23 protein-coding genes are annotated in these 19,772 nt (G+C 61.0%); 7 read left to right on the top strand and 16 right to left on the bottom strand.

All coding sequences use genetic code 11. The features are described from left to right. Positions 1-2: 2 nt before the first annotated feature. A complete protein-coding gene (locus tag CVV65_RS02240) occupies positions 3-1,403 on the bottom strand; it encodes a hypothetical protein (protein ID WP_198592090.1) in 1,401 nt (466 codons plus the stop codon). Positions 1,404-1,914: 511 nt separating this feature from the next. Here CVV65_RS02240 and CVV65_RS02230 point away from each other — a divergent pair. After that, positions 1,915-2,235 carry an RNA polymerase sigma factor gene (locus CVV65_RS02230; RefSeq protein WP_100669112.1) on the top strand — a complete coding sequence of 107 codons (321 nt, stop codon included), beginning with the start codon at positions 1,915-1,917 and terminating at the stop codon, positions 2,233-2,235. 147 nt (positions 2,236-2,382) lie between these two features. Then, positions 2,383-3,639 (top strand): MFS transporter, encoded by a 1,257-nt coding sequence (locus CVV65_RS02225; protein WP_100666763.1) that lies wholly within the window; start codon positions 2,383-2,385, stop codon positions 3,637-3,639. 56 nt (positions 3,640-3,695) lie between these two features. Here CVV65_RS02225 and CVV65_RS02220 read toward each other — a convergent pair whose 3' ends face one another. From CVV65_RS02220 to CVV65_RS02195, 6 genes are all read right to left on the bottom strand, one after another. Further along, complete coding sequence (locus CVV65_RS02220) at positions 3,696-4,904, bottom strand: hypothetical protein (RefSeq protein WP_100666762.1); 1,209 nt, start codon at positions 4,902-4,904, stop codon at positions 3,696-3,698. A 111-nt stretch (positions 4,905-5,015) separates the two neighbouring features. Next, positions 5,016-6,428 (bottom strand): group II intron reverse transcriptase/maturase, encoded by a 1,413-nt coding sequence (gene ltrA, locus CVV65_RS02215; protein WP_198592060.1) that lies wholly within the window; start codon positions 6,426-6,428, stop codon positions 5,016-5,018. Between the two features lie 86 nt (positions 6,429-6,514). Continuing rightward, the gene (locus CVV65_RS02210; RefSeq protein WP_133121194.1) at positions 6,515-7,297 is read right to left on the bottom strand and encodes a hypothetical protein; all 783 of its coding nucleotides are present in this window, start codon (positions 7,295-7,297) and stop codon (positions 6,515-6,517) included. Positions 7,298-7,517: 220 nt separating this feature from the next. Next, a complete protein-coding gene (locus CVV65_RS02205) occupies positions 7,518-8,504 on the bottom strand; it encodes an aldo/keto reductase (RefSeq protein ID WP_100666759.1) in 987 nt (328 codons plus the stop codon). 595 nt (positions 8,505-9,099) lie between these two features. After that, positions 9,100-9,300: a YgaP family membrane protein gene (locus tag CVV65_RS02200; protein ID WP_100666758.1), complete on the bottom strand. Its 201-nt coding sequence runs from the start codon at positions 9,298-9,300 to the stop codon at positions 9,100-9,102. Between the two features lie 203 nt (positions 9,301-9,503). Then, entirely contained in the window at positions 9,504-10,382 is an 879-nt protein-coding gene (locus tag CVV65_RS02195; RefSeq protein WP_100666757.1) for an ABC transporter permease, read from the bottom strand. Between the two features lie 168 nt (positions 10,383-10,550). On the opposite strand from CVV65_RS02195, the gene CVV65_RS02185 reads away from it, so the two are divergent. From CVV65_RS02185 to CVV65_RS02165, 5 genes are all read left to right on the top strand, one after another. Next, a complete protein-coding gene (locus CVV65_RS02185) occupies positions 10,551-11,468 on the top strand; it encodes a tyrosine-type recombinase/integrase (RefSeq protein WP_100666756.1) in 918 nt (305 codons plus the stop codon). A 168-nt stretch (positions 11,469-11,636) separates the two neighbouring features. Continuing rightward, positions 11,637-11,918, top strand: coding sequence for a hypothetical protein (locus CVV65_RS02180; protein WP_100666755.1), 282 nt, complete (start codon positions 11,637-11,639; stop codon positions 11,916-11,918). After that, positions 11,911-12,105 carry a hypothetical protein gene (locus CVV65_RS02175; RefSeq protein WP_232796685.1) on the top strand — a complete coding sequence of 65 codons (195 nt, stop codon included), beginning with the start codon at positions 11,911-11,913 and terminating at the stop codon, positions 12,103-12,105. The genes CVV65_RS02180 and CVV65_RS02175 overlap by 8 nt, the downstream gene beginning before the upstream one ends. A gap of 23 nt (positions 12,106-12,128) precedes the next feature. Then, positions 12,129-12,494 carry a hypothetical protein gene (locus tag CVV65_RS02170; protein ID WP_100666753.1) on the top strand — a complete coding sequence of 122 codons (366 nt, stop codon included), beginning with the start codon at positions 12,129-12,131 and terminating at the stop codon, positions 12,492-12,494. Beyond that, the gene (locus CVV65_RS02165; protein ID WP_100666752.1) at positions 12,491-12,796 is read left to right on the top strand and encodes a hypothetical protein; all 306 of its coding nucleotides are present in this window, start codon (positions 12,491-12,493) and stop codon (positions 12,794-12,796) included. The genes CVV65_RS02170 and CVV65_RS02165 overlap by 4 nt, the downstream gene beginning before the upstream one ends. 393 nt (positions 12,797-13,189) lie before the next feature. Here CVV65_RS02165 and CVV65_RS02160 read toward each other — a convergent pair whose 3' ends face one another. From CVV65_RS02160 to CVV65_RS02125, 9 genes are all read right to left on the bottom strand, one after another. Next, positions 13,190-13,621 carry an ArpU family phage packaging/lysis transcriptional regulator gene (locus CVV65_RS02160; protein ID WP_100666751.1) on the bottom strand — a complete coding sequence of 144 codons (432 nt, stop codon included), beginning with the start codon at positions 13,619-13,621 and terminating at the stop codon, positions 13,190-13,192. Positions 13,622-13,819: 198 nt separating this feature from the next. Continuing rightward, entirely contained in the window at positions 13,820-14,251 is a 432-nt protein-coding gene (locus tag CVV65_RS02155) for a phBC6A51 family helix-turn-helix protein (protein WP_100666750.1), read from the bottom strand. A gap of 364 nt (positions 14,252-14,615) precedes the next feature. Continuing rightward, positions 14,616-14,789, bottom strand: a complete 174-nt coding sequence (locus CVV65_RS16665) for a hypothetical protein (protein ID WP_157935343.1) — start codon at positions 14,787-14,789, stop codon at positions 14,616-14,618. Positions 14,790-14,793: 4 nt separating this feature from the next. Next, complete coding sequence (locus CVV65_RS02150) at positions 14,794-15,201, bottom strand: hypothetical protein (RefSeq protein ID WP_133121193.1); 408 nt, start codon at positions 15,199-15,201, stop codon at positions 14,794-14,796. A gap of 279 nt (positions 15,202-15,480) precedes the next feature. After that, positions 15,481-16,935 (bottom strand): YfjI family protein, encoded by a 1,455-nt coding sequence (locus CVV65_RS02145; RefSeq protein ID WP_232796747.1) that lies wholly within the window; start codon positions 16,933-16,935, stop codon positions 15,481-15,483. 2 nt (positions 16,936-16,937) lie between these two features. Next, positions 16,938-17,708: a bifunctional DNA primase/polymerase gene (locus CVV65_RS02140; RefSeq protein WP_198592088.1), complete on the bottom strand. Its 771-nt coding sequence runs from the start codon at positions 17,706-17,708 to the stop codon at positions 16,938-16,940. 208 nt (positions 17,709-17,916) lie between these two features. Further along, positions 17,917-18,219, bottom strand: coding sequence for a hypothetical protein (locus tag CVV65_RS02135; RefSeq protein ID WP_133121192.1), 303 nt, complete (start codon positions 18,217-18,219; stop codon positions 17,917-17,919). Positions 18,220-18,261: 42 nt separating this feature from the next. After that, on the bottom strand, positions 18,262-18,507 hold the full coding sequence (locus CVV65_RS02130) for a helix-turn-helix domain-containing protein (RefSeq protein ID WP_100666745.1): 246 nt from the start codon (positions 18,505-18,507) through the stop codon (positions 18,262-18,264). Between the two features lie 441 nt (positions 18,508-18,948). Next, positions 18,949-19,719 carry an ABC transporter ATP-binding protein gene (locus CVV65_RS02125; RefSeq protein ID WP_100666744.1) on the bottom strand — a complete coding sequence of 257 codons (771 nt, stop codon included), beginning with the start codon at positions 19,717-19,719 and terminating at the stop codon, positions 18,949-18,951. Positions 19,720-19,772 lie beyond the last annotated feature (53 nt).

The following is a 19,772-nucleotide window of genomic DNA, read 5'->3' as shown; positions in this document are numbered from 1 at the left end:
CCTCAATCCCTCCCGTAGCGGAGCCGGGCCGGATCGCCGTCCCGGAGGCGAAAGGCGTCAAGGACCTCCGCTTCCGGACCCAGGGTCTCCCGGATTCCTTCGAAAATCTGGTCCTGCAGCACGGCGATGTCAAAATCGACGAGGGCGGCGTGTTCGTGCGCCTTCTGCAAACAGCGGGGATAAAGGGGGATCGGGAAACCTTCCACGGCGTCGGCGAGCAGAAACCCCAGCACCACCGGCGCCTCCGGGACCTGGGGGAGAAAAATGTCCACCGGCCAGACGGGATCCCGACGCCCGGAGCCGAATTTGACGAAAAACATCTTGCCTCCGACCATGATGTTCTCTGTTTCCCCGCCACCCCCGGTCCGGTCGTCCCCCTGGGCGTACTCGGGCCACACGTACGCTTTTTCTTCCATCTCCCGGGGCACCTCGACATAGGCGGGGTAGTCCGTGGTCAGCACCTGTTCGAGAGCCATGGCCAACCGGTACCGGTCGAGCACTTTGCTCTTTTTGGCAACCCCGGCCAGGTAGATCTTGCGCCTGGACTTTCGAGCGCGGATCTCCACGGCGTCCTCGATCTCCCCGAGAAGCCGGCGGAAAAATCCCTTGGCGAAAACTTTGCTGCGAAGCAGTCCGTCGTAGACAACGAGGGTGTCGGCGGCAAAATCTTTCGTGCGGAGGATGGAGAAGAGGACCGCCCATTCGGTCAACTCCCGGTAGACCTGGATCCAGGATGGGCTGACCGGCCGGCCCGGAGCGGATTCCCGGATCATGGGGCTGAGCTCCGACAGGTGGCGCACCCCGAGGGCGGCCATCATCTCGCCGAGGGGAGTGGCCGGTTCGCGGCCCCGGAACTGTTTGGCGCTCAGCTCCGCCACGCTGGTGGTGGGCGTCACGGCTTCCAGGCAGTATCCGTTGTTGGAGGAATCCACCACCCGGATCAATTGCACGAGGAAGGGATCGAAGTGTAGGCGGTTGTCGCCCCCGTCCGTCCCCACCAGGGAGATGGACGTCGTCGTGCGGGGCTGAATCTGCCTGACCTGGTGTTTGAGCGGCCGGATCTCCTCCCGAAGCTGGTCGAGGAGATAGCGTTCCACCCCGATCCGCCGCCGGATTTCTCTTTGCAGCACCCGATAGTTGTCCGCTTCGATCATCCCGATCCCCCCGTCCCGGCCAAGACCCGGCGGCTCCCGATTCCCGCGGGCGCCCACCGACGTCGGAGCTCTGCTCAATCGTCGGCCTATGGTCGTCACCCCGCCTCCGATCGCCCTGGTGGTCTCCCGCCTCCGATCGCCGCACCGGGCCGGAAACGCCCCGGCCCACCGCCGGCTTCCCGCCGCCGGCTCCCGGCCCGGAACTCCCCACTGCCGGCCTTCCGCCGCCGGGTCACGGCATCGAAGCACCGGTCTTCAGACCGGTAACCCAGACCCCTTTCCCGGCACGGCACCCCCGGCCGCATCGGTTGACGAAACTCTCTTGCAAACAAGGTACAATATTCCATTTGAAGTGTCAATAAAGGGGTTGAACAGCCCTTCGGGACGGGGGTATCAGACGGCCGCCCGCCGGCAGACCCGGAACGTGTATCGGGAGAATCATCTATTTCAACGGGGCCGCGGCTTTCTGCCGCGGAGCAACACTCCTCACCTCATGAGGGATATTCTTCGGAAGTTAGATTTTTCCCTTCCAAGCATCGGAGAGGGCGATAGAAACTGACTTTTCGCACCGTCCGGCCCGGTCGTCCATGGGCGATGCGGGATTTTCCAAGTGCTCCACCAGGTCATGGCGACCAACGCGAAAACCCCGGCCTCTCGATTGCCGGGGAAATTTTTTCGCCGGGCAATGGGTCGGGCTGAAAACTGCCGCCCAACATCCGGGTATCGTGAGGGTGGGATCGGGAAAAGAAAGCGCGACCGGATGGCCGCCGACGAAGACCGCCGGCTGATCCTCCTCTGCCGCAACGGAGATGAAGAGGGATACCGGGAGTTGATGAATCTCTACGAAAAATACGTGTACGCCTTACGCCGCCGATTGAGCGGGAACCGAGACGATGCCCTGAACCTGACCCAGGAAACGTTCATCGGCTCATGCCGCAATTTGGACCGATTTCAACGCGGGAGGCCCTGTAAACCGTGGCTGCGCCAGGTGGCCATACGCCTTTGCCTCAATCATTGCGCGATGGAAGCCGGATCCAGGCGGTCCTCGTGTCCGGGTGCTTTTCCACACATCAATGATTGACACGGGGCGCGCACAATTCTTATGATAATGTTGTCTGATCACCGGGACACCTTATGTCTATGCCTCCTCAACCTGGAATAGAGTCCCCAGGATCGGCGTATGATTTTCCTGTCGTGAACCATCGGCAGGTCAGGAAGGAGTTTTCGTATGGCTCATCCAAGTTCGTGGAGTGGTATCGGCGCCCTGGACCGACCGACCACTCGGTTCCGCTGGTGGTTTGCCATCGCCCTCTGGATTCTTCTACTCATTTCGTACATCGATCGCACCAACATCTCCATCGCCGGACCGGAGATGGTCAAAAACGGCGTGGTCACCGCCGCGGCCCTGGCCCTGGCCAACAGTTTGTTTCTGTTCTCCTACGGCCTGGCCAATATCTTCGGCGGCTATCTCGGAGATCGCCTGGGCCCCCGCAAAGTGGCACTGATCGCGTTGGTTTGGTGGTCGGTCATGACCCTGTTTACCGGAGCGGTATGGAGTTCCGTGGCCCTGGTGCTCTCCCGGGTCCTGCTCGGCCTCGGGGAAGGGATGCATTGGCCCATGAACTCCAAATGGGTCAAGACGTGGTTTCCACCTGCCGAGCGCGCCCGGGCAAACATGTTCTGGGAGTTCGGACTCACCGTGGGGCCCATCATCACGGGCCCGCTGGTGACCTGGTTGATCCTCAGTTCCGGGTCGTGGAGGGTGCCCTTTTATGTGATGGGGATCATCGGACTGGTGATCGTGGTCCCGCTCATTTGGTGGGTGGCGAAAGACCGGCCGGAGCAAAGTCGATTTGTCTCCGAGTCGGAAGTGGCCTATATCCGCGCAGGCGCCGAAGCGGAGACGGAAAGTGTCGGGGAATCGGTCACCATCGGCGACGTGCTGCGCAAAGGGGATTTCTGGCTGCTGCTGATCAACTGGTCCGGGATGGCCACGGTCTTTTACGGGATCACCTTCTGGCTACCGAACTACCTGATCAAAGTGCGGCACATCGACCTGCACATGACCGGGTTCTGGTACATGCTGCCGTATATTCTGATGACCTTGTTTATGATCATCACGGCACTGACCAGCGACAAGCTCATGAAGCGCTCGATTTTCGCCGGCATCGGTACCCTGATTGCCGGTTTGGGCTTATGGCTCGGTACCCGGGCCGCCGACCTGACGCTGGCCATGATCCTCATTTCCATTTCTGCGGCCATGAACGGTGTGGTCCTGCCCACCATCTGGAGTTCCCTGCAACGGATGTTTCCCAGCCGCAACGTCGGCATCGGAGCGGGTCTCCTGAACGGTCTGGAGAACATCATCGCCGCCGTGGGCACTTATATTCTAGGAATCTCCTTTGCCATCGGCTTTCCGTACCTCATCATTTTCGCCTTTGTCGGGGGCATCAGCGGGCTGGTGCTCACCAAACGGGGATACTGAGCCAGGGCCGCCGGCGATCCGAACCCAAGATCGCCGGCGGCCAGTTGGGCTCTGCTTTACGCCCCGGGGGCAGGGGGTGTGGGCTCCACCCGCACCGACTGCAAAGTGAGCTGACCCCCCGACAACACCCAGCGCGACACCGCCGTGCCCAGCCGGTCCACGTGGGCCGCCCCTGCAATCGCCTGCTTGCCGATGAGGGCATCATAGACGCCATCCCCGTTCTCATCCACCGGAGTCAAGGAAGACAGCGGATCCACCCAGCCCTCTTGATTTTTCAAAAGCCGACCCTGGTCATTGTAAAGCCCCAGAGCGATGTACTCGTCTTTGCGATCGCTCACGTCGAAGGTCCATTGAACGTGAACCGACGGAATGCGAAGCTCGGCCAGAAAGCCGGGCAAAAACCGCACCGACGCTTCTTTGCCGACCCCGTCACTGAGGACGGCGGTATCGATAACCGGATGTAATAGCCCGTCCTTCACGGTCCACAAGCTATAATAGGAGGTCCCTCCACTGCCGCCGGTCTCAATGCTCGCCAAAATCACTTTCTGCCCGGCTTCCCCGAGAGGACCGACCCAGAGCAGGGGGGAGTACCCTTGGTCTTCTCCGTCGAGTCTAAAAATATGGGATGCCCCCGTCGCCCCGTCCACCACCGCCGGGGAAATATTCCACCACATGGCACCGTTGTCCGGCCGCCGGGTGCCGAGCAGCAACACAGAATCCCGCACCCCGTCTCCATCCATGTCGGCGTAGCGGGAATCCAGGATCGTCTCGGGAGGCCACGTGCCGGGCTCAGAAAATTCGCTTCCCACCGGATACTTTGGAGCGGGCTGGTTGTCCAGGGAGGGGTCCGCCGCCGCAGCTTTCGGGCCCACCGTCAAAAACCGGACATCCCGCAGTTCGAGCTTGCCGTCTTGGAGGGCCCAGGTGGAGGACAACACCGCCAAACCGTCGGAACGGTAGGCGCCGGAGAGCGTCTGCCTGCCCTCAAAAACTTGGTGTCCATCCGGCTGCCGCGCCGGCACGAAGACGCTGTATCCATCCACAAACCCCGACACCGGCTTCAGCAATTTGCCATTTTGGTCGAAAATCCCCAACCGAAGGTAATCGGTTTTGCGGTCCCGGAGGTCAAGGGTGACCGATCGGCCGGTTCGGGGCTCTGTGAGCCGCGCCTTGAAGCCGTCCAGATACTCAATTTTCGCCTGCAGTCCCGCATTCAGTTCCTCCCTGGGAACCACCTCCCGGGCGACGCCCTCCGCAAAGGACACGAGAAGGCTCGTCCGGGTGCCTCCACTGCCCCCGTTTCCAAATCGAGTAGGAGGGGGCGGCTAGCCCCCGTCCTCTCACACCACCGGACATGCGGGTCCGCATCCGGCGGTTCACCAAGATTGACGAAGCCTTCGGTAACGTTCGGTTAAGCTCATGAGTCCTTGGGCCTGCCAATAGGCGTTCCCCAAGGCTCGATTCATCGGCCCATGGGCCATCCGCCACGGTCCTTTGCGGGCATTGGCAAATTGATGAACGACCCACTCCGGCAGCCCTAGCGCGCGCAGTTCACGGTATCGCGTCCGTACCCGTTTCCACTGTTTCCAGAGACACATCCGCAGCCTCCGCCGGATCCATCCTTCGATTTCTTCGAAGGTGCTCGGCGTCTCCGCCAGGGCAAAGTATCCCATCCATCCGCCCAGATACGTGTTCAGCCGCCGGATGCGTTCCTCCATGGCGATCGGTGTGTTCCTCGCCGTGAGGGTTCGGATCTTGGCCTTGACCCGCTCGATCGACTGTCTGGCCAAGCGAATGCGGATTTCCCCGGCTTTGCGTTTGTACATGCTGAATCCCAGAAACTTCAGTTTCCACGGTCGGTCCACCGTGCTCTTCTGCTCGTTGAGTTTGAGTCTTAGCCGCTCCTGCAGGAATGTCCGGACACTGGCCAGGACTCTCTCCCCCGCCCGTTTGCTTCGAACGTAGATGTTAGCATCATCCGCATACCGGACGAACTTGTGACCTCTCTTTTCCAGTTCTTTGTCCAGGTCATCCAGAAGGATATTCGCCAACAGGGGACTCAGCGGCCCGCCCTGTGGTGTCCCTTCCTCTCTTTCCATGACCACTCCGTTCACCATGATCCCTGCCTGGAGGTACCGGCGAATGACCTTGAGCACTCGTTTGTCCGTGACCCTCCGGGCTACCCGGGCCATCAGGATGTCATGATTCACTCGGTCAAAGAACTTTTCCAGGTCCATGTCCACGGCCCATTCGTATCCTTCTTCCACATACTGCCTCGCCTTCTTGACCGCCTCGTGTGCCCTTCTTCCGGGTCGGAACCCGTAGCTGGCCTCCGAAAATTGCGGGTCAAAGATGGGCGTCAGCACCTGCAGAAGTGCCTGCTGGATCAGGCGGTCCATCACGGTGGGGATCCCCAGCATCCGCTTGCCTCCCCCGGGTTTCGGGATTTCGACCCGGCGCACGGGCTGCGGTCGGTAGATCCCCGTGAGCAGCTCTTCCCGGATGCGCGGCCACTCGGCTCGGATCTGTTCCCGGAGGTTTTCCGTGGGAATGCCGTCCACGCCGGGGGCACCCTTGTTCTGCTCCACCCGCTTCAGGGCGGCCAGCATGTTCTGCCTGGCCACCACCTTCTCCATCAGGCCGTCACCTTGTTCTCCGCGAGGTGAAGCTCCGCTTTGTGCCGGAGAAGGGCTCGGCTCTCCCACGGTCCCCCGTGGCTTCACCACTTCCTCCCGTGGGTAGTCCCTGTTCAGGGTTTTCGGCTGTCTTCGTCCTTCTCGCGAACGCACCGGTTTCACCTCTGTCTTGATGTTCGGGCCTTCCCCCGGAGTTCATGACCTCCTGGGTACTATGCCCTCTGCTGACTCCTGCCGGTTCAACCGAACCTCTCGATCCGGGTTGCCAGTCCCCTGGCGTATCCGGCAGGCCTCCCCGGGTAAGAGCGTTGACCTTCCCCCCGCGCCCGCCTCATATACTCCGCCGCCCTTTGGCAGCCTTTGGATTTCGCTGTGTCTTGCCAGCTCATCCGAACGGCGTAGCCTCGTATGAGGTTCTTGTTCATCGGGCCGTGGGTTTGCCTCCAGCTTCCTTCGGATCCCACCTCACGATGGACACCCTTGCCTTTGGCTAGCAGACTCGTGCTGCCTCGCCTGCAGTGGACTTTCACCACCCAGTCAACGCCCATGCCGGGCGCACTAGAAACGAGAACTCCGGAACCCCGCTGCCCTGGAATGTCCACTGGATACAAGACGGGCTCCAGGCCGACAAAATTTTTCGGACCCAGGGGCAGGATGATTTTCGTGCCCCCCACCCCGTGGGTCATCGTCAGGACAAAATCGCCCAGCATGGGGCTCCCGGCCATGAGGGGCCGGCCCATCAGATCCACGGTATCCGGGAAATCGTCCCCGGTGACATCGACGTGCAATTCCGCCAAAACCTTGGCCGCTTCCGGCTCCTGCCCGGGCGAAGTATCCCTCGCCGGTGCACCGGTTGGCACCGCCGTTTCAGACACCGGCGCCGCTCCGGCACCCGCCACAGCTCCCCTGGGGGAACTTGCGGTATCTGCCCCGGCCGCTTCCACCTCTCCGCCCGCTGCACCCGCGGCGATCAACCCCGTCCCCAACACCGCGGCCACCGCCCGCCTCCTCCAACGCCCCATCTCGCCCACGCTCCTGTTCCCAATAAACGACCAGAAAAAATAGTTCTGTCTATTCCCAGTATAGCAATCGCCGATTTGCCCGTCATCCGCCCGAATACTGTGCGTATCCGGCTCATCGGGCTGGATTCCACCTGGTCAACGCCCATGCCGGGCAACAACACGTATGCCGGGCAACATGCGAAAGGGACCGGCCGAAACTGGTCCCTTCCACGTGAACGGATTACCTGGACGGCGGAGCCATAAACTCCGGCCCCACCGGATCGGTGACGCTCCTCTCGAGGATCTCGTCCACCCGTTTCAAATCTTGCGCCCGGATGTGCCATCCGTCCACCCCGGGCACATCGGCCAATTGTTCGGGGTGCCGCGCCCCCCACAGGGCCACCGACGCCCCCGGCTGATCGAGCACCCAGCGAACGGAGAACTGGGGCATCGTCTTGTTGTACTCCCGGGCAATGGCCGAGATTTGCTCCACCGCTGAGAGGTATTGATCATAGCGGGGCTGCTGAAACTTCGGATCCGTCTTGCGCAGATCGTCCCCCTGGAAGGTGGTCTCCCGTTTCATTTTGCCCGTGAGCAGCCCCCGGCACAAACTCCCGTACATCAAGGTGGCGATCCCGTGCTCCCGACAGAACGGGAGAACGTCCTTTTCGATCTCCCGCTCAAAAATATTGTAAGGGGGCTGGGCGGTGTGAAGGGGTGCCACAGATAGCCATTCCTCCATCTGGGCGGGTGAAAAATTGCTCACACCCACGGCTCGGATCTTGCCCGCTTTTAACATGTCGTGAAGGGTATCAGCGATTTCCGCGACGGGCACGAGGGGATCCGGCCAGTGCACCTGGTAGAGGTCGATGTAATCGGTCTGCAGTCGGCGCAGGGAATCATCGAGCTCCTTCTGGAGCGCCTGTTTGGTCGCATTTCGCCGGACCCCGCCACCAGGCAGCAGTTCAAGGCCGACCTTCGTGGCGATGACCACGTCTTCCCGATGGCCGTACTGTTTCACGGCCTTCCCCACGATCTCCTCCGACAAGCCCGCCCCGTAGGCGGGAGCGGTGTCGATCAGGTTGATCCCCAGTTCCAGCGCCCGCAGAATGGTCCGTATGGATTCTTGTTCGTCCGTTCCACCCCACATCCATCCGCCGATCGCCCAGGTTCCCAACCCGATTCGGCTGACTTGGATGTTCGAACGGCCAAGTTTTGTTTGCTCCAACTCCGACACCTCCAACAGACATTATAGCCCAATGCGTGCCGGAAGATGGAATCTGACCGGCTGCCAGGCCCGTCACCGGGCCACCTTTGCTCCGGGCCCCCAACAACAGGGCCACCGCCTCCGCTTGGGTCGTCATCCCCTCGGGATCGTAGCGATTTTCGTCCCGGCCGTTATAAAAGCGCTCATACCGTTTGCTAAGCGTCTCCAGAGCGAAAGCCGCCCGTTCATAGGCCCCGGGTCCGGCGAGGGAGAACTCGCCTTCGCCCAGAGGCGGTACTGCGGTGGTTTCCGAAAGCTGTTCTCATTCAGGGCTTCGGGCAAACGGAATCTTTCGGCATGATTGCCGTCACCCTGCCTGAAGAAATGATCCGCTTCCCGAAGTCGACAGGTCGCGCCATCTCTCCGGCTGTCGTATTCGCGTGGTGGATGACGGCGATCATGACCTTCGAGTAGACACCGTAGGAGAACCAGCAGCGAGATCGAGAAATTCAACCTCCCGGCCATGTTGGCAATGGGGAGGAACGCAAAAAGGCGGGCCCCATCGCCCGCCTTTTCCGCACATTCTCCTGCTCGCATGATCGTTTCAGCCGTCCACCTACCGATTCACCCGCCGACAGGTGTTGATGCCAAACAACGAATACAGGGGACACCATTTCGCCACCGCCGTGAACAAGGGAATGATGCCGATAAGACCGATATACTTGGCATTGCCCGGCAAGATGAACAACAGTGCCAACAAAACGATTCCAATCACGGCTCGAACGATGCGGTCCACTTTCCCAACGTTCTCTTTCATGAGGCTCCCCTCCCTGTTGGGACATCAGGTTCCTCTTTCAGTATTTCAAAAAGCGAGGAAAAAAACCACTACCCGGGACATATTGTCATCGAACATCCCAGATTTTGCCTCAGTTTTGTCGAGTTTATTCTCCCCATGACGCCGCGTGAAAGGGCGGCCCGCGCGACCGCCCCAAGTTTCTATCACGTTTCTCTTGCCCGCTTTCACTCAAAACGGTATCGCTTCTGCAGCAGACGCCCCGCCACAACAATCAGGCCATACAACACGATGGAGACGATGACCAGAAGCGCAATGCTGGTCATCACGAGATTCATTTGGAACACTTGGCCGCCATAGAGAATCAGGAACCCGAGCCCCGCCTTGGAAGAGAGGAACTCCCCCATGATCACGCCGACCAACGTCAACCCGATGTTGACCTTCATGGTCGCCACCAGACTGGGAACCGAAGCCGGGAGGACGACGAGCTTGAACATCTGCCATCTCGTTGCCCCCAGGGACTCCATCAACTTCAATTTGTCCCGGCCGGCCTCCCGGAAGCCGGACTCCAGCATCAGGACCGTCACCACAATGGAAATGGCCACCGCCATCCCATAGATAGAATTTCGGTCCCCCAGCCAAATATAAAAAATCGGCCCCATTGCCACTTTGGGCAGTGCATTGAGGACGACGAGGTACGGCTCCAGCACCTTGGAGAGGAACGAAGACCACCACAGGACCACTGCGGCCAACCCGCCCACCGCCATGGACAAGACGAATCCCCCCAGTGTCTCCTGGACCGTCACCCAGGTGTGATAACCGATTTGCCCCTGCCCGGCCAAGGCACAGAAACTGGTGGCGATCTGGGACGGCATGCTGGTCAACATGGGATCGACCCAGTGCAGCCTGGCCGCAAGCTCCCAAATCCCCAGCACCACCAGGAGCAGCAGCCACCGCCCCGCTCGGATGCGGCGAATTCGTCCCCGTTGCCACCGCAGGTAAGCCCGATAGGCCGCACTGGGCACAGCCCGGGTCGCCGCCGGATTCTCCGCCATCCCGCCCCATCCTTTTTCATCCAACTCCCCAAACTGCTCAAACCCAGACATGATCTTTCAACTCCTCCCACACGCGGTTAAAGTACCGGGAAAACTCCGGTTCTTTTCGCAGAGCCGTGCCTTGGATTCCCGGGCCTGCCGCCTCGCTGGGGTCCGGACTTTTTTCGCCGGTACTTGGACGCTGTTGACGCAGTACACAAGCCGTTAGGAGGGACCTGCATGCAGACATGGCAAGAATCGCTCTCGACATTCATCCTATTCAAGCGAGCCGAAGGGCGGTCACATTACACCGTTCGGGACTATCGGAGAATTGTCGGGGCCTTTTTCCGCCGCCCCGAAGCTCAGAGCGCCTGGCCGGACGCCGACCGCCTCCGTCGGGCCGTCCTGCAACACTTCACGGACATCCGGGGGTTAGCCGCCAGCTATCATAACCAACAGCTTCGAGTGTTGCGCTCGTTTTTCAATTGGGCCGCCGACGAAGGGCTTGTCTCTGGGAATCCGACCAAGGGGATCAAGCAACGCCGCGAGGATCAAACGCCACGTCACCTGCCCGATGACATCCTATCGAAGCTCCTGAGATTGCCAAACCAGAGCGCTTTCGTGGGGGTCCGGGACTACGCTTTGATGCTGTTTCAGTTGGACAGCGGAGTGCGCCCAGGTGAGGCGCTTCAGCTAACGCCGCGAGACCTGAACCTTGCCTCACTGGAAATTACCATACCTGCCCATGTGGCTAAGGCGCGAGTCTCCAGGACGGTCGTCATCAGTCCGCAGACAGCGAAGGCCATTCGCAAGCTTCTAAGTGTCCGCCCAGCCGACTGGGATGACAGCGTCCCCGTCTTTGCCTCCGCCTCTGGCCGCAAGTTGGCAGAGGAAAGCTGGTCGCGAATAATGCGCCAATATGGGCGCAAGCTCGGTGCCCGAGTCACGCCGTACATGCTTCGCCACAGTTCTGCCGTCATGTTCTTGCGGGGGGGCGGCCATGTCTTCGCCCTCCAGCGCCAGCTGGGACACGCCGATATCACCATGACGCGGCGCTACATCGCCCTGGCCGATGCCGATCTCCACGAACAGCACGCCGTCGCGTCCCCCGTGGCCAACCTCCTGCCCCAGCGCACCCGGGCGAGGAAGGTGAAGTGACATGAAAGTGAAGTGCCTCTACGAGGTCAAGTCTCCAAACGGGCCGTGGTACCCTTTTTGGGCCTATGACAGCCGGGACGCCAAAAGGCAGTATTGCAAGATGCGCGGCCTGCGGCCCAATGACCATTGGACGGGCATGAGCATGCTTCGGGCAAGGAAGGTGAAACGATGAGCACGCCTCAGATGTTCATGGTCAGGGACAAGAGCGGGGGAATCTACTGGCTCACCGTCGGCGGGGACGCCGATGCGGCGACAATCAGAGTGGACTACGAGACACCCGCTTACCGGGACGACGACGGCAACTTCTACCCGGTCTTCAAACGCCCTGTGTTCTCCGGGGAGTACCACGCCGGTGATTCGCTCCTCCGATCATTCATCCGAGACTTGCGGGGTCAAGGGCTCAATGCGCTGGCTGAGATGCTGTCATCGGGGAGGGCTTCCCGTGACTGAGTTCCCGGACATCACCGCGCTGTCACCGGCGGAAGCCATCGCATGGTTCGTCAGGCAGGTCAAGGACGTGTCCCGGCTGTCCCCGTTCGATAAGACCAAGGGACGGCGGGTCATGGAGCTCCGGCAGTGGAAAGATACGGTCCTCGTCCCGTGGCTGGAAGACGTTCACCGGCGGCGGACGTGGTGAATCAAGAGGGGAGGGCAAGGCGGATGATCGCATACCAGACAAACGGGCGTTGGTTCGTCCGCGTGGAGGGCGGCCACCGAAACAGGGACACCGTACCGGCGGAGACGCTTGAAGTCCCGGAGAAGCCTCAGCCGGTCGCCTGTTGGCGGGACGAGCATGAGGATTCGTGCGGACATGGAACGTCGTGGTTCACCCAGTTCCGGGCGGGGGACGTGACTTTCTGCGTCGAATCCTTCGTTTGGCACCCCGCTCCGGGCTACTCGTGGCTCGAATCCTGGGAGTCGTTTTCCGACATGGAGCCGCCACAGATGGGGGAAGCATGGGCGTGGACGGGGAACGGTTGGGAGCCGATCGAGCACCCGATGAGCGCAGAGGGGGTCTCGCAATGAGATACGCCATCTACGAGCGCCGATTCGGAGGGCGGCCCATCGTCGTGGGCCTTGAGCCGCTACCCGGCATTGCTCTCGCCGACAACCTGTACCCGGCCTGGAGCTATGAGACGGCCACGCCGATGCTCGTCTCCGAGGCGGACACCGACTTTTGGGCGGACGTGGTGGAGGTCTCGGGCACGGAGAAGGCCATCGTCGTCCGCGCCCTGGAAGGGGAAGCGGGAGTGCAGGCGCTCCTGCGGGATGCTGTCCGGCTCCATGAGCGCCTGAGCCGTGAGTACGCGGAGAGGCGAAGGGCTTAACAAAACTTAGCATACCTTAGCATGTTAGCATTTGTTATCATGGGCCGGGAACTGTCCCGGCCTCTTGTCGTCTACCCCGTGGGTCCCCGTGGGGCTCGGCGGGGGTCCGGCCACTGCTCAGGATGAGGATGAGCGGAATGCTGTTCCGGCCACCGGCTCAGGTTGGCGGGGTCTGACTGCTTTCCGGGCGATTCCCGGAAATTCCGGGAAACTCCGGGAAGTTCCCGCCGCCGCAGAGCACCGCAAAAGGCCGCACAATGCCGCACATCAGCGCCAAGATGCGCGTCGTGTGTCCTCGGGAGGTCCTCGAGAGGTCCGGCGGATGTCCGAAACTGCACGTGCGCATCACGTGCCTTGCACGTTCGATGCACGTGCGGCTTAGGAATTCTTAGGTTACAGCACCTCCGCCGCCTCCCGCTCTTCCTCCGGGGTCAGGAGACCAAACACAATGGCCAGCTTCACCAGGGCGGTAGCCTTCGTCCGGTGGGCGGTTCGTTCGCAGATCGCCAGTTCCTCGCAGATCTCAATCGTCGTCATGTCCCGGAAATACGCGCATTCGATGATCCGCCGCTCCATCGGCTTGAGCGCTTCAAGGGCCCGGTGCACCCTCTCCACGTGCTCCCGGCGTTCGCGCTCGCCGTCTGTGTTGCGCTGGGCAGTGTCGCCGGTCGAATCCTGCACAACGTTCGTCTCTCCGCTGGGGGCCAGGGAATAAGCGGGCGTGATTCGTGGCTCGTACCCCGGATGGACGCCCGCCTGCACATACAAACGGTACAACTTCAGGGCCCTGACAATCTCCCGCCGCTTCTCCTTCGCCAGCTTCATAAGGCCACCCCCGCCGTCCCCAGTGCATGGGGTTGTTTTTGTGTGCGCCTTGTTCCGCTCCCCGGCCAGCTTGTTACCCTTGTTACGCTTGACGGCGATTCGTTACGGCTATGCGTACCGCTCCAGGGTTAATACCGTGTGAACAGTCATCACCATGTGAACAGTCATCACCATGAGTACAGTCATCACGGTGATAACTCACCCCACCCGCAGGATGTCGCGAATAAGCCGGTCTTCCGCCTCTCGCCTTTCGATGTCCTCGGGGTCCGTCGGGCCGGTCGGCTCCAGGTTGGCACCGTACAAACCAACGCACCGCAGGATGTGCACCGCCGCCGACTGCCGAAGCTTCGGGTCATCGGTCTGCTCAAGGTCCTGCTCCAGCACGTCCACGGCGCGGGCCACCAAGTGCCTGAGCCTCTCGGCCTGAGCGCCCCATACCTCCTGCCGCCGTCGGTTCAGTTCCGCCATGAACGCGGGATTGCGGTTCCTCCACTCCGTCACGGTCTGCCGGGCCACACCGACGGCCTCGGCAACCTCCCGGTCGCTCTTGCCCTGCACCAGCATGTCAATCGCGTTCAGTTGCTCAATGCTCAGTTGTCGGCTTCTGTCCGCTTTGGTCACGTGGTCCACCTCCGCCACCCCTGGTAGGGGTTCAGTTCAACTGAAGCCACCGCAATGGTACTGCCAGTGTCAGCACCCTAACGAAAGGGCGTCGATTCTGCCGACGCCCTCCAAAACGGCCTCCTAGGAGCCATTTTAAGCGCCTTTTTCGTGCACGGTAATGGTATGATAGCCACCCCCGGCATTCGACGCCTCTACGGGCGATTCTGGGGCTCTGGAGGGTATGTCCTTTTTAGGGGGGCCAGTTGGTCGCTTCAGTCCCGCCCGGCGTCATGCCAGCCATACAGGACAGCCGAATATGCCCCGGCGAAGAGCAGGACGGCGGCCAGCACCCAAATAACCACGTGCCACACCCCCTTTCGGCGGTTGCCCGTCACGCCGCGTCACCACCGCCCCCGCCGCCCATCGGCTTCATGCGCAGGCCACAGCGGGGACAGACGGGGGCCAGGACCACGCGGCCCATGGTCTCGACGGTCCTTGCCGCCCGGCATTTCGGGCACTGGTAGACATGCTTGCGGAGGGCGGGGGTTGCGGTCGTCCTTCTCATGATCTCACCCCCTGCCACGCGGCAGATAGCAGATTCGCAGGGGCTTCCCGGCGGCGTCCCGAATCTCGATCCGCACCGTATGGCCAGGGCGCGAGGGAGTGGAGCGGACGACGGCGGCCAGGGCCTCCAGGGCCTCCGCCATGCTCCCCAGGGAGGCCACCGGGGAGCCGTCCGCAGTGACCACATAGGCGGGGGCCTTCACGGGCTCCTGTGAGGCCACAGCGGGCTCCATGGGCACCAAAGCCGGGGGCAGGCTTGCCTCTTGGTGGCTCCCCTCCTGGTACCCGAGGTCATAGATCGTCTTTAAGGGAGCCAGTCGCTTGGGCTTGCCCGTGGGGATTGCTTTAGACTTCTCGGGAAGCTCGATCTCATGAATGGTCTTCATCGGGGCCAACCGCTTGGGCTTGTCCATCGGGATAACCTCCCCCTCCATCATGGATGAATTTCCAGCACCTTTGGGCTCTCATTCATTTTCTTACTCGACACTCGACACATAGCCTTTAATGCCTTGTGCCACAAGGGGTTTCGGCCTTTTTTTTGCACTCGACACTTAAGTCGACACTACTCGACAGTTCCTAACATTTATTGGTAAAGTGTCGAGTAGTGTCGAGTGATTTGTCGAGTACGTAAATCGCCTCTAATCCCTTGATATGACTGAGAAAATCGGGCTTGTGTCGAGTGTCGAGTGGATTTATAAACTAGAATCAGGTTCTTTCTCTTCCATTACCAGTTGAATTTTGGTAGTTCGCGAATCCGTTACCTTGGTCGCATGGCCGCGCTTGATAAGCAGGTTGGCCAGGGCTTCGGCGTCGTCGGCTGTCTTGGTCCCTGCCACCTTGTAACGTACTAGGTCACGGATGGTCGCCTCCCCGCCTCTCTTCTCCAGCCACGCCACCGCCTGCCTCACCTTGCGATCTTCGGGGGTCTCCCGGAGTTGGCCATACACTCGGCGGGCGTGGCTTTTGAAGTACCGAATGAGCTTGTCCACCCGGCGCATGGTCTCGGCGTCTACATCGGCGTCGTCCGGGATCTCTCCGGCCACCGCCCTGAGAAGGTGAACCACCAGGGCGAGGCGCAGGGCGTATGCATCGATCTTCGCCCAGGGACCTTCAAGATATTCCGGGAAGTCCTCGGTGTTCTGCTCCGCGTAGTGGTCGTCTTGCCATGCGTTCCATGCTTCCAGTCCATCCGGAGAGAATGCGAACGGATAGGGGCCGTTCTCGGCGGGCTGAAGGTCCCTGAGTGCCTGGCATGCCTTGCTCCATGACTCTTTGGCCTCGGAGGACAGGATGGCGTCCGTCCTCCGTTTCTGCACCCGGTCGGGCTGAACGATCAGGAAGCGGTGAATGAAGCCGTCAGCCTCCGACATCTCATTCCTCAACTGGGCCAGGACATCGGGCTGAATGCCGCCGGTGAAGCCGACGAACGGCTTGGGAACGTATATGGCTTGTTTCCCCTTGCGGTTTCCCACAATGGGAGCCCCGCTCCAGAGGGACAGGGCGTTCTGCTTGTCCGATCCCTTGCCGCCCTTGTACTGGTTCATGCTCAACACCCACCCGGCGGCCTCTTCCTGGTAGATGAGCAGCCCCCTTTGGTTTCGGGACAGGAGTTCAGCCAGGGCTTCAATCGTGGTGTCCGTTGTGTAAATCTGCTCCATCACCGGCGGTTGCGGCCTCGGTTGCTTCCTGTCCTGCGCCCAGCGGGTCATGGCGTCCTCATAAGCGGCCTCGGCAAGATCAAAGCGGTCTTTTAACTCCGCCTGGATCGAATGAAGGGGTTCCAAGACGGTTTCCAGCGCCGGGGTCTTCGCACTCCCCGGGTTGCCCACCACGATTGTCCAGATACGGGCGTACTCCGTCCGGTCTGGCTTCGGGCGGATGACGTTGCTTGTCCCGATGAGCGCCCCGGCCACTGAAAGCATGGGCACCCCGATGAAGTCGGGAGGGCAGTTCAGGGACGCCGCGCCCTCGGCCACAAAGCGGGCCAGGGAGGAAGGGAACACGTCCACCGGGAACGGCTCCACGGTCTCGGTCTTGAAAGGCACCGCCGCCCGTTCCGTCCCGTCCGCGAAGTCCTCCCGGGCCGCCCGGAGACGCCTTGCGTTCTGCAACTCGATCAGGCCAGTCAGTGCGTTGCTTCCGTCCATGTTCACGCCCCCATCTCCTTCCGCGCTTGGCGTTTGGCAATGCTGTTTATCGTCCTGTGAAGCTCCCGCAAGGGCAGGGGAGGGCGGTTGGTCAGGTTCCATGCCTCCAAGAGAGCCGCCGCCACGTTTGGGTTCATCCGGCGGAAAGAGAACAGATACCCGGCCAGCCGGGCGGCGGCCTGGTTGCGCTCCCCTTGCCCTACACCAAGGGCTATGCGCTCGATGTCGTCGCCAATGCCCTCCAGTTGGATGCTGACACCCCTTGCGGGCTCCTGCGGCTGGTTCAGCAGTTCCTCCACCCACTCAGGGAGAGGCGGGGGCTCGATCTCCAGGATGGAGCGCCCCCGCACCCATTGGTACGCCGCCCCGCTTGGATGCACGGACGGCGGGGCCGCCACGTACCCCCCGTCACCCCGAACGTCCACGCCGGGGAGAAGCTTCACGGCGTTCTGTACGGGATGCCCGGGATGCCGGAAATACAGATGCCACCCCTTACCGGTCTTGACCACAGGGCCGACGGCCTCAACGCCTTTCTGCTTGATCTCCTGGGCGGCCTCGGGGGTGTCCAGGTCCAGGACCACCACTCCGCTGACCGCCCCCGTCACAATCGCCCAGTTGCACCCGGGATGATCCTGGGACCAGCGCATGACTTGCTCCCATGTCGGGCGCTTATGCTGAAACGGCTCCCACCTGATGAGCGGGCGCTTGCCCTTGGGTTCGAGCGGGATGATGGAAAGGGCGTGCTTGATGTATGTTAAGGGCGTGATAGCCATGATCATCACCTCAATTTTTCGGGTACAAAATACACGTTTTCGTGTTGACCATCTAATCGAATTCGTGTAATGTATTAGATGTGATATTAGATGCCCCACCGTGGTACATGAAAATCGCCCAAGGGCGGGTGCTCCGGCCCAAAGCCAAGGGCACACCACGGCCATACCTGCCTGTAGGCACAGGGAGGCCATGATGCGCCCGATGATCTCAGCCGCAGTCTTTGGCGGAGGGGTTGTCCGTGCGTGCCAAGCGATATTGGCGCTCGTGGAATCGTTCTCCGTTGGGGCCAGGCTTGCGCCTCATTTCGATGCGCCAATAAGGCGGCAGGGATGCGCGGATCTCCCTGAGCCGCCGCAGGCCTTCGCTCCCGCCGATAGAGGGATGCGTGAACACGTGGGCGTCTACCCATTCCCCCATGTGGTCGGTGAGATAGCGCCACACTGCCTCGCGTTTGGTCCGGCGGTGGGCCATGTCCGTTTGCAGTTGTACGATTTCCATGCGATCAATCATCCTCCTAGTCCCCGGGCCAGCATCCCGGGGGTTGTTTTTTGTTCACCCCACCAGCCGCTCGAGACCTGCGGGGTCCACTTCCTTGGCCATGCCGAGGTCGTCGAACAAGGTGGATTCCGACACCCCGTACAGCTCCGCCAACGCCTTGCGCAGTTTGGGATAGCTCGAGCGGACACGCCTTTCGATGTGCGAAATGAGGCCGCCCGACACGCCGATCATTTGTGAAACGTCCGTCTGCGTCCAGCCACGGGCGCGGCGCAGGACCTCCAGCTTCGTGAGTCCAGTCATGTTTTCACCTCCCAAACTCTAAAATTCGACAGCATGGGCTGAAATCCTACCTGAGACTATCACCCCCGAGGAAATGTTCACAGTTATACTAGAGGTTGTTCGGTCGTAGATAAAATCCGGCTTTCGAACGAAAATCCAAAAAATCCGTGTATCTCTCTTTCTTTCTCGCTCATACTTCGGAATTCGCATGGTGGCTTTATGTGGTGTCTAAAAAACGGATTCTTAGGTTATCCACAGGATATATAGCGTCGATCACTCTCTGCCTCCGACAGGGGCCAAAGAATCACATTCCGCCGCCCTGTTGTGACCGCTCCTGTTCCCCTGTTGACTGTGGTCTATTTTCATGGTACATAAATAGCAACCCTACTTAGACGTTGACAGCACCAAGCCGCGAAAAAAAGGCGAGCAGGAGGGGCGCTTTCCTCCAACTCCCCAAACTGCTCAAACCCGGACATGATCTTTCAACTCCTCCCACACGCGGTTAAAGTACCGGGAAAACTCCGGTTCTTTTCGCAGAGCCGTAGGAGGAAGCCGCCCGGCCGCGTACCGCACCGGGTGCTCCGCGGTAATCGTCGCCGGCCGCCTGGACATCACCACCACGCGGTCCGCCATAGTGATCGCCTCGGCAATATCGTGAGTCACCAAAACCACCGTCTTTCCCTGGTCGCGCAAAATACCGGCCACCTCATCCCCAAGACTGAGGCGGGTTTGATAATCCAGCGCCGAAAACGGCTCATCGAGAAGCAAAATATCTGGGTCGAGCAACAGGGTCCGGATGAGAGCCACCCGCTGGCGCATCCCTCCTGATAGCTGCTTGGGCGCGTGGCCGACAAAACCGCCGAGGCCATAGCGTTCAAGTAGTTCCAGCGCCCGCCGCCGGGCCGGCTCCCGGTCGAGCCCGCGCACCTCGGCGCCGATGAGGACGTTGTGGAGAACGTCCCGCCATTCGAACAAAGAGTCGTTTTGCAACATATATCCCACCCGTCGGGAGGGCCCGGTGAGAAGCTCGCCGAACAGGCGCACCTCCCCCTGGGTCGGCCGGATCATCCCAGCCAGAAGTGACAACAGTGTACTCTTCCCGCAGCCGCTCGGCCCCACGATGCTGACGAATTCTCCGGTTTCCACCTGAAGATTCACATTCCGCAGAGCCTCGGTTTCTTCTTTCATGGTAAAATATCGGTGAGACACACCGCGCACCTCAATCTGCGCCATCGGCACCCCCTCCTTCCGGTGATACCCGGGGCCGCCGTTGGGCGGGTCCCCTC

The sequence above is a fragment of the Kyrpidia spormannii genome (assembly GCF_002804065.1).
GTDB classification, from domain to species: Bacteria; Bacillota; Bacilli; order Kyrpidiales; family Kyrpidiaceae; genus Kyrpidia; species Kyrpidia spormannii.
This window is presented reverse-complemented; position numbering and strand designations above follow the sequence as displayed.

Excerpts from the sequence above, each read along its gene's own strand:
- CVV65_RS02230 (WP_100669112.1), top strand. The coding sequence starts at position 1,915 with ATGGCCGCCGACGAAGACCGCCGGCTGATCCTCCTCTGCCGCAACGGA.
- CVV65_RS02225 (WP_100666763.1), top strand. The coding sequence starts at position 2,383 with ATGGCTCATCCAAGTTCGTGGAGTGGTATCGGCGCCCTGGACCGACCG.
- CVV65_RS02210 (WP_133121194.1), bottom strand. The coding sequence starts at position 7,297 with ATGGGGCGTTGGAGGAGGCGGGCGGTGGCCGCGGTGTTGGGGACGGGG.
- CVV65_RS02200 (WP_100666758.1), bottom strand. The coding sequence starts at position 9,300 with ATGAAAGAGAACGTTGGGAAAGTGGACCGCATCGTTCGAGCCGTGATT.
- CVV65_RS02195 (WP_100666757.1), bottom strand. The coding sequence starts at position 10,382 with ATGTCTGGGTTTGAGCAGTTTGGGGAGTTGGATGAAAAAGGATGGGGC.
- CVV65_RS02185 (WP_100666756.1), top strand. The coding sequence starts at position 10,551 with ATGCAGACATGGCAAGAATCGCTCTCGACATTCATCCTATTCAAGCGA.
- CVV65_RS02180 (WP_100666755.1), top strand. The coding sequence starts at position 11,637 with ATGAGCACGCCTCAGATGTTCATGGTCAGGGACAAGAGCGGGGGAATC.
- CVV65_RS02170 (WP_100666753.1), top strand. The coding sequence starts at position 12,129 with ATGATCGCATACCAGACAAACGGGCGTTGGTTCGTCCGCGTGGAGGGC.
- CVV65_RS02165 (WP_100666752.1), top strand. The coding sequence starts at position 12,491 with ATGAGATACGCCATCTACGAGCGCCGATTCGGAGGGCGGCCCATCGTC.
- CVV65_RS02160 (WP_100666751.1), bottom strand. The coding sequence starts at position 13,621 with ATGAAGCTGGCGAAGGAGAAGCGGCGGGAGATTGTCAGGGCCCTGAAG.
- CVV65_RS16665 (WP_157935343.1), bottom strand. The coding sequence starts at position 14,789 with ATGAGAAGGACGACCGCAACCCCCGCCCTCCGCAAGCATGTCTACCAG.
- CVV65_RS02150 (WP_133121193.1), bottom strand. The coding sequence starts at position 15,201 with ATGGACAAGCCCAAGCGGTTGGCCCCGATGAAGACCATTCATGAGATC.
- CVV65_RS02145 (WP_232796747.1), bottom strand. The coding sequence starts at position 16,935 with ATGGACGGAAGCAACGCACTGACTGGCCTGATCGAGTTGCAGAACGCA.
- CVV65_RS02140 (WP_198592088.1), bottom strand. The coding sequence starts at position 17,708 with ATGGCTATCACGCCCTTAACATACATCAAGCACGCCCTTTCCATCATC.
- CVV65_RS02135 (WP_133121192.1), bottom strand. The coding sequence starts at position 18,219 with ATGATTGATCGCATGGAAATCGTACAACTGCAAACGGACATGGCCCAC.
- CVV65_RS02130 (WP_100666745.1), bottom strand. The coding sequence starts at position 18,507 with ATGACTGGACTCACGAAGCTGGAGGTCCTGCGCCGCGCCCGTGGCTGG.
- CVV65_RS02125 (WP_100666744.1), bottom strand. The coding sequence starts at position 19,719 with ATGGCGCAGATTGAGGTGCGCGGTGTGTCTCACCGATATTTTACCATG.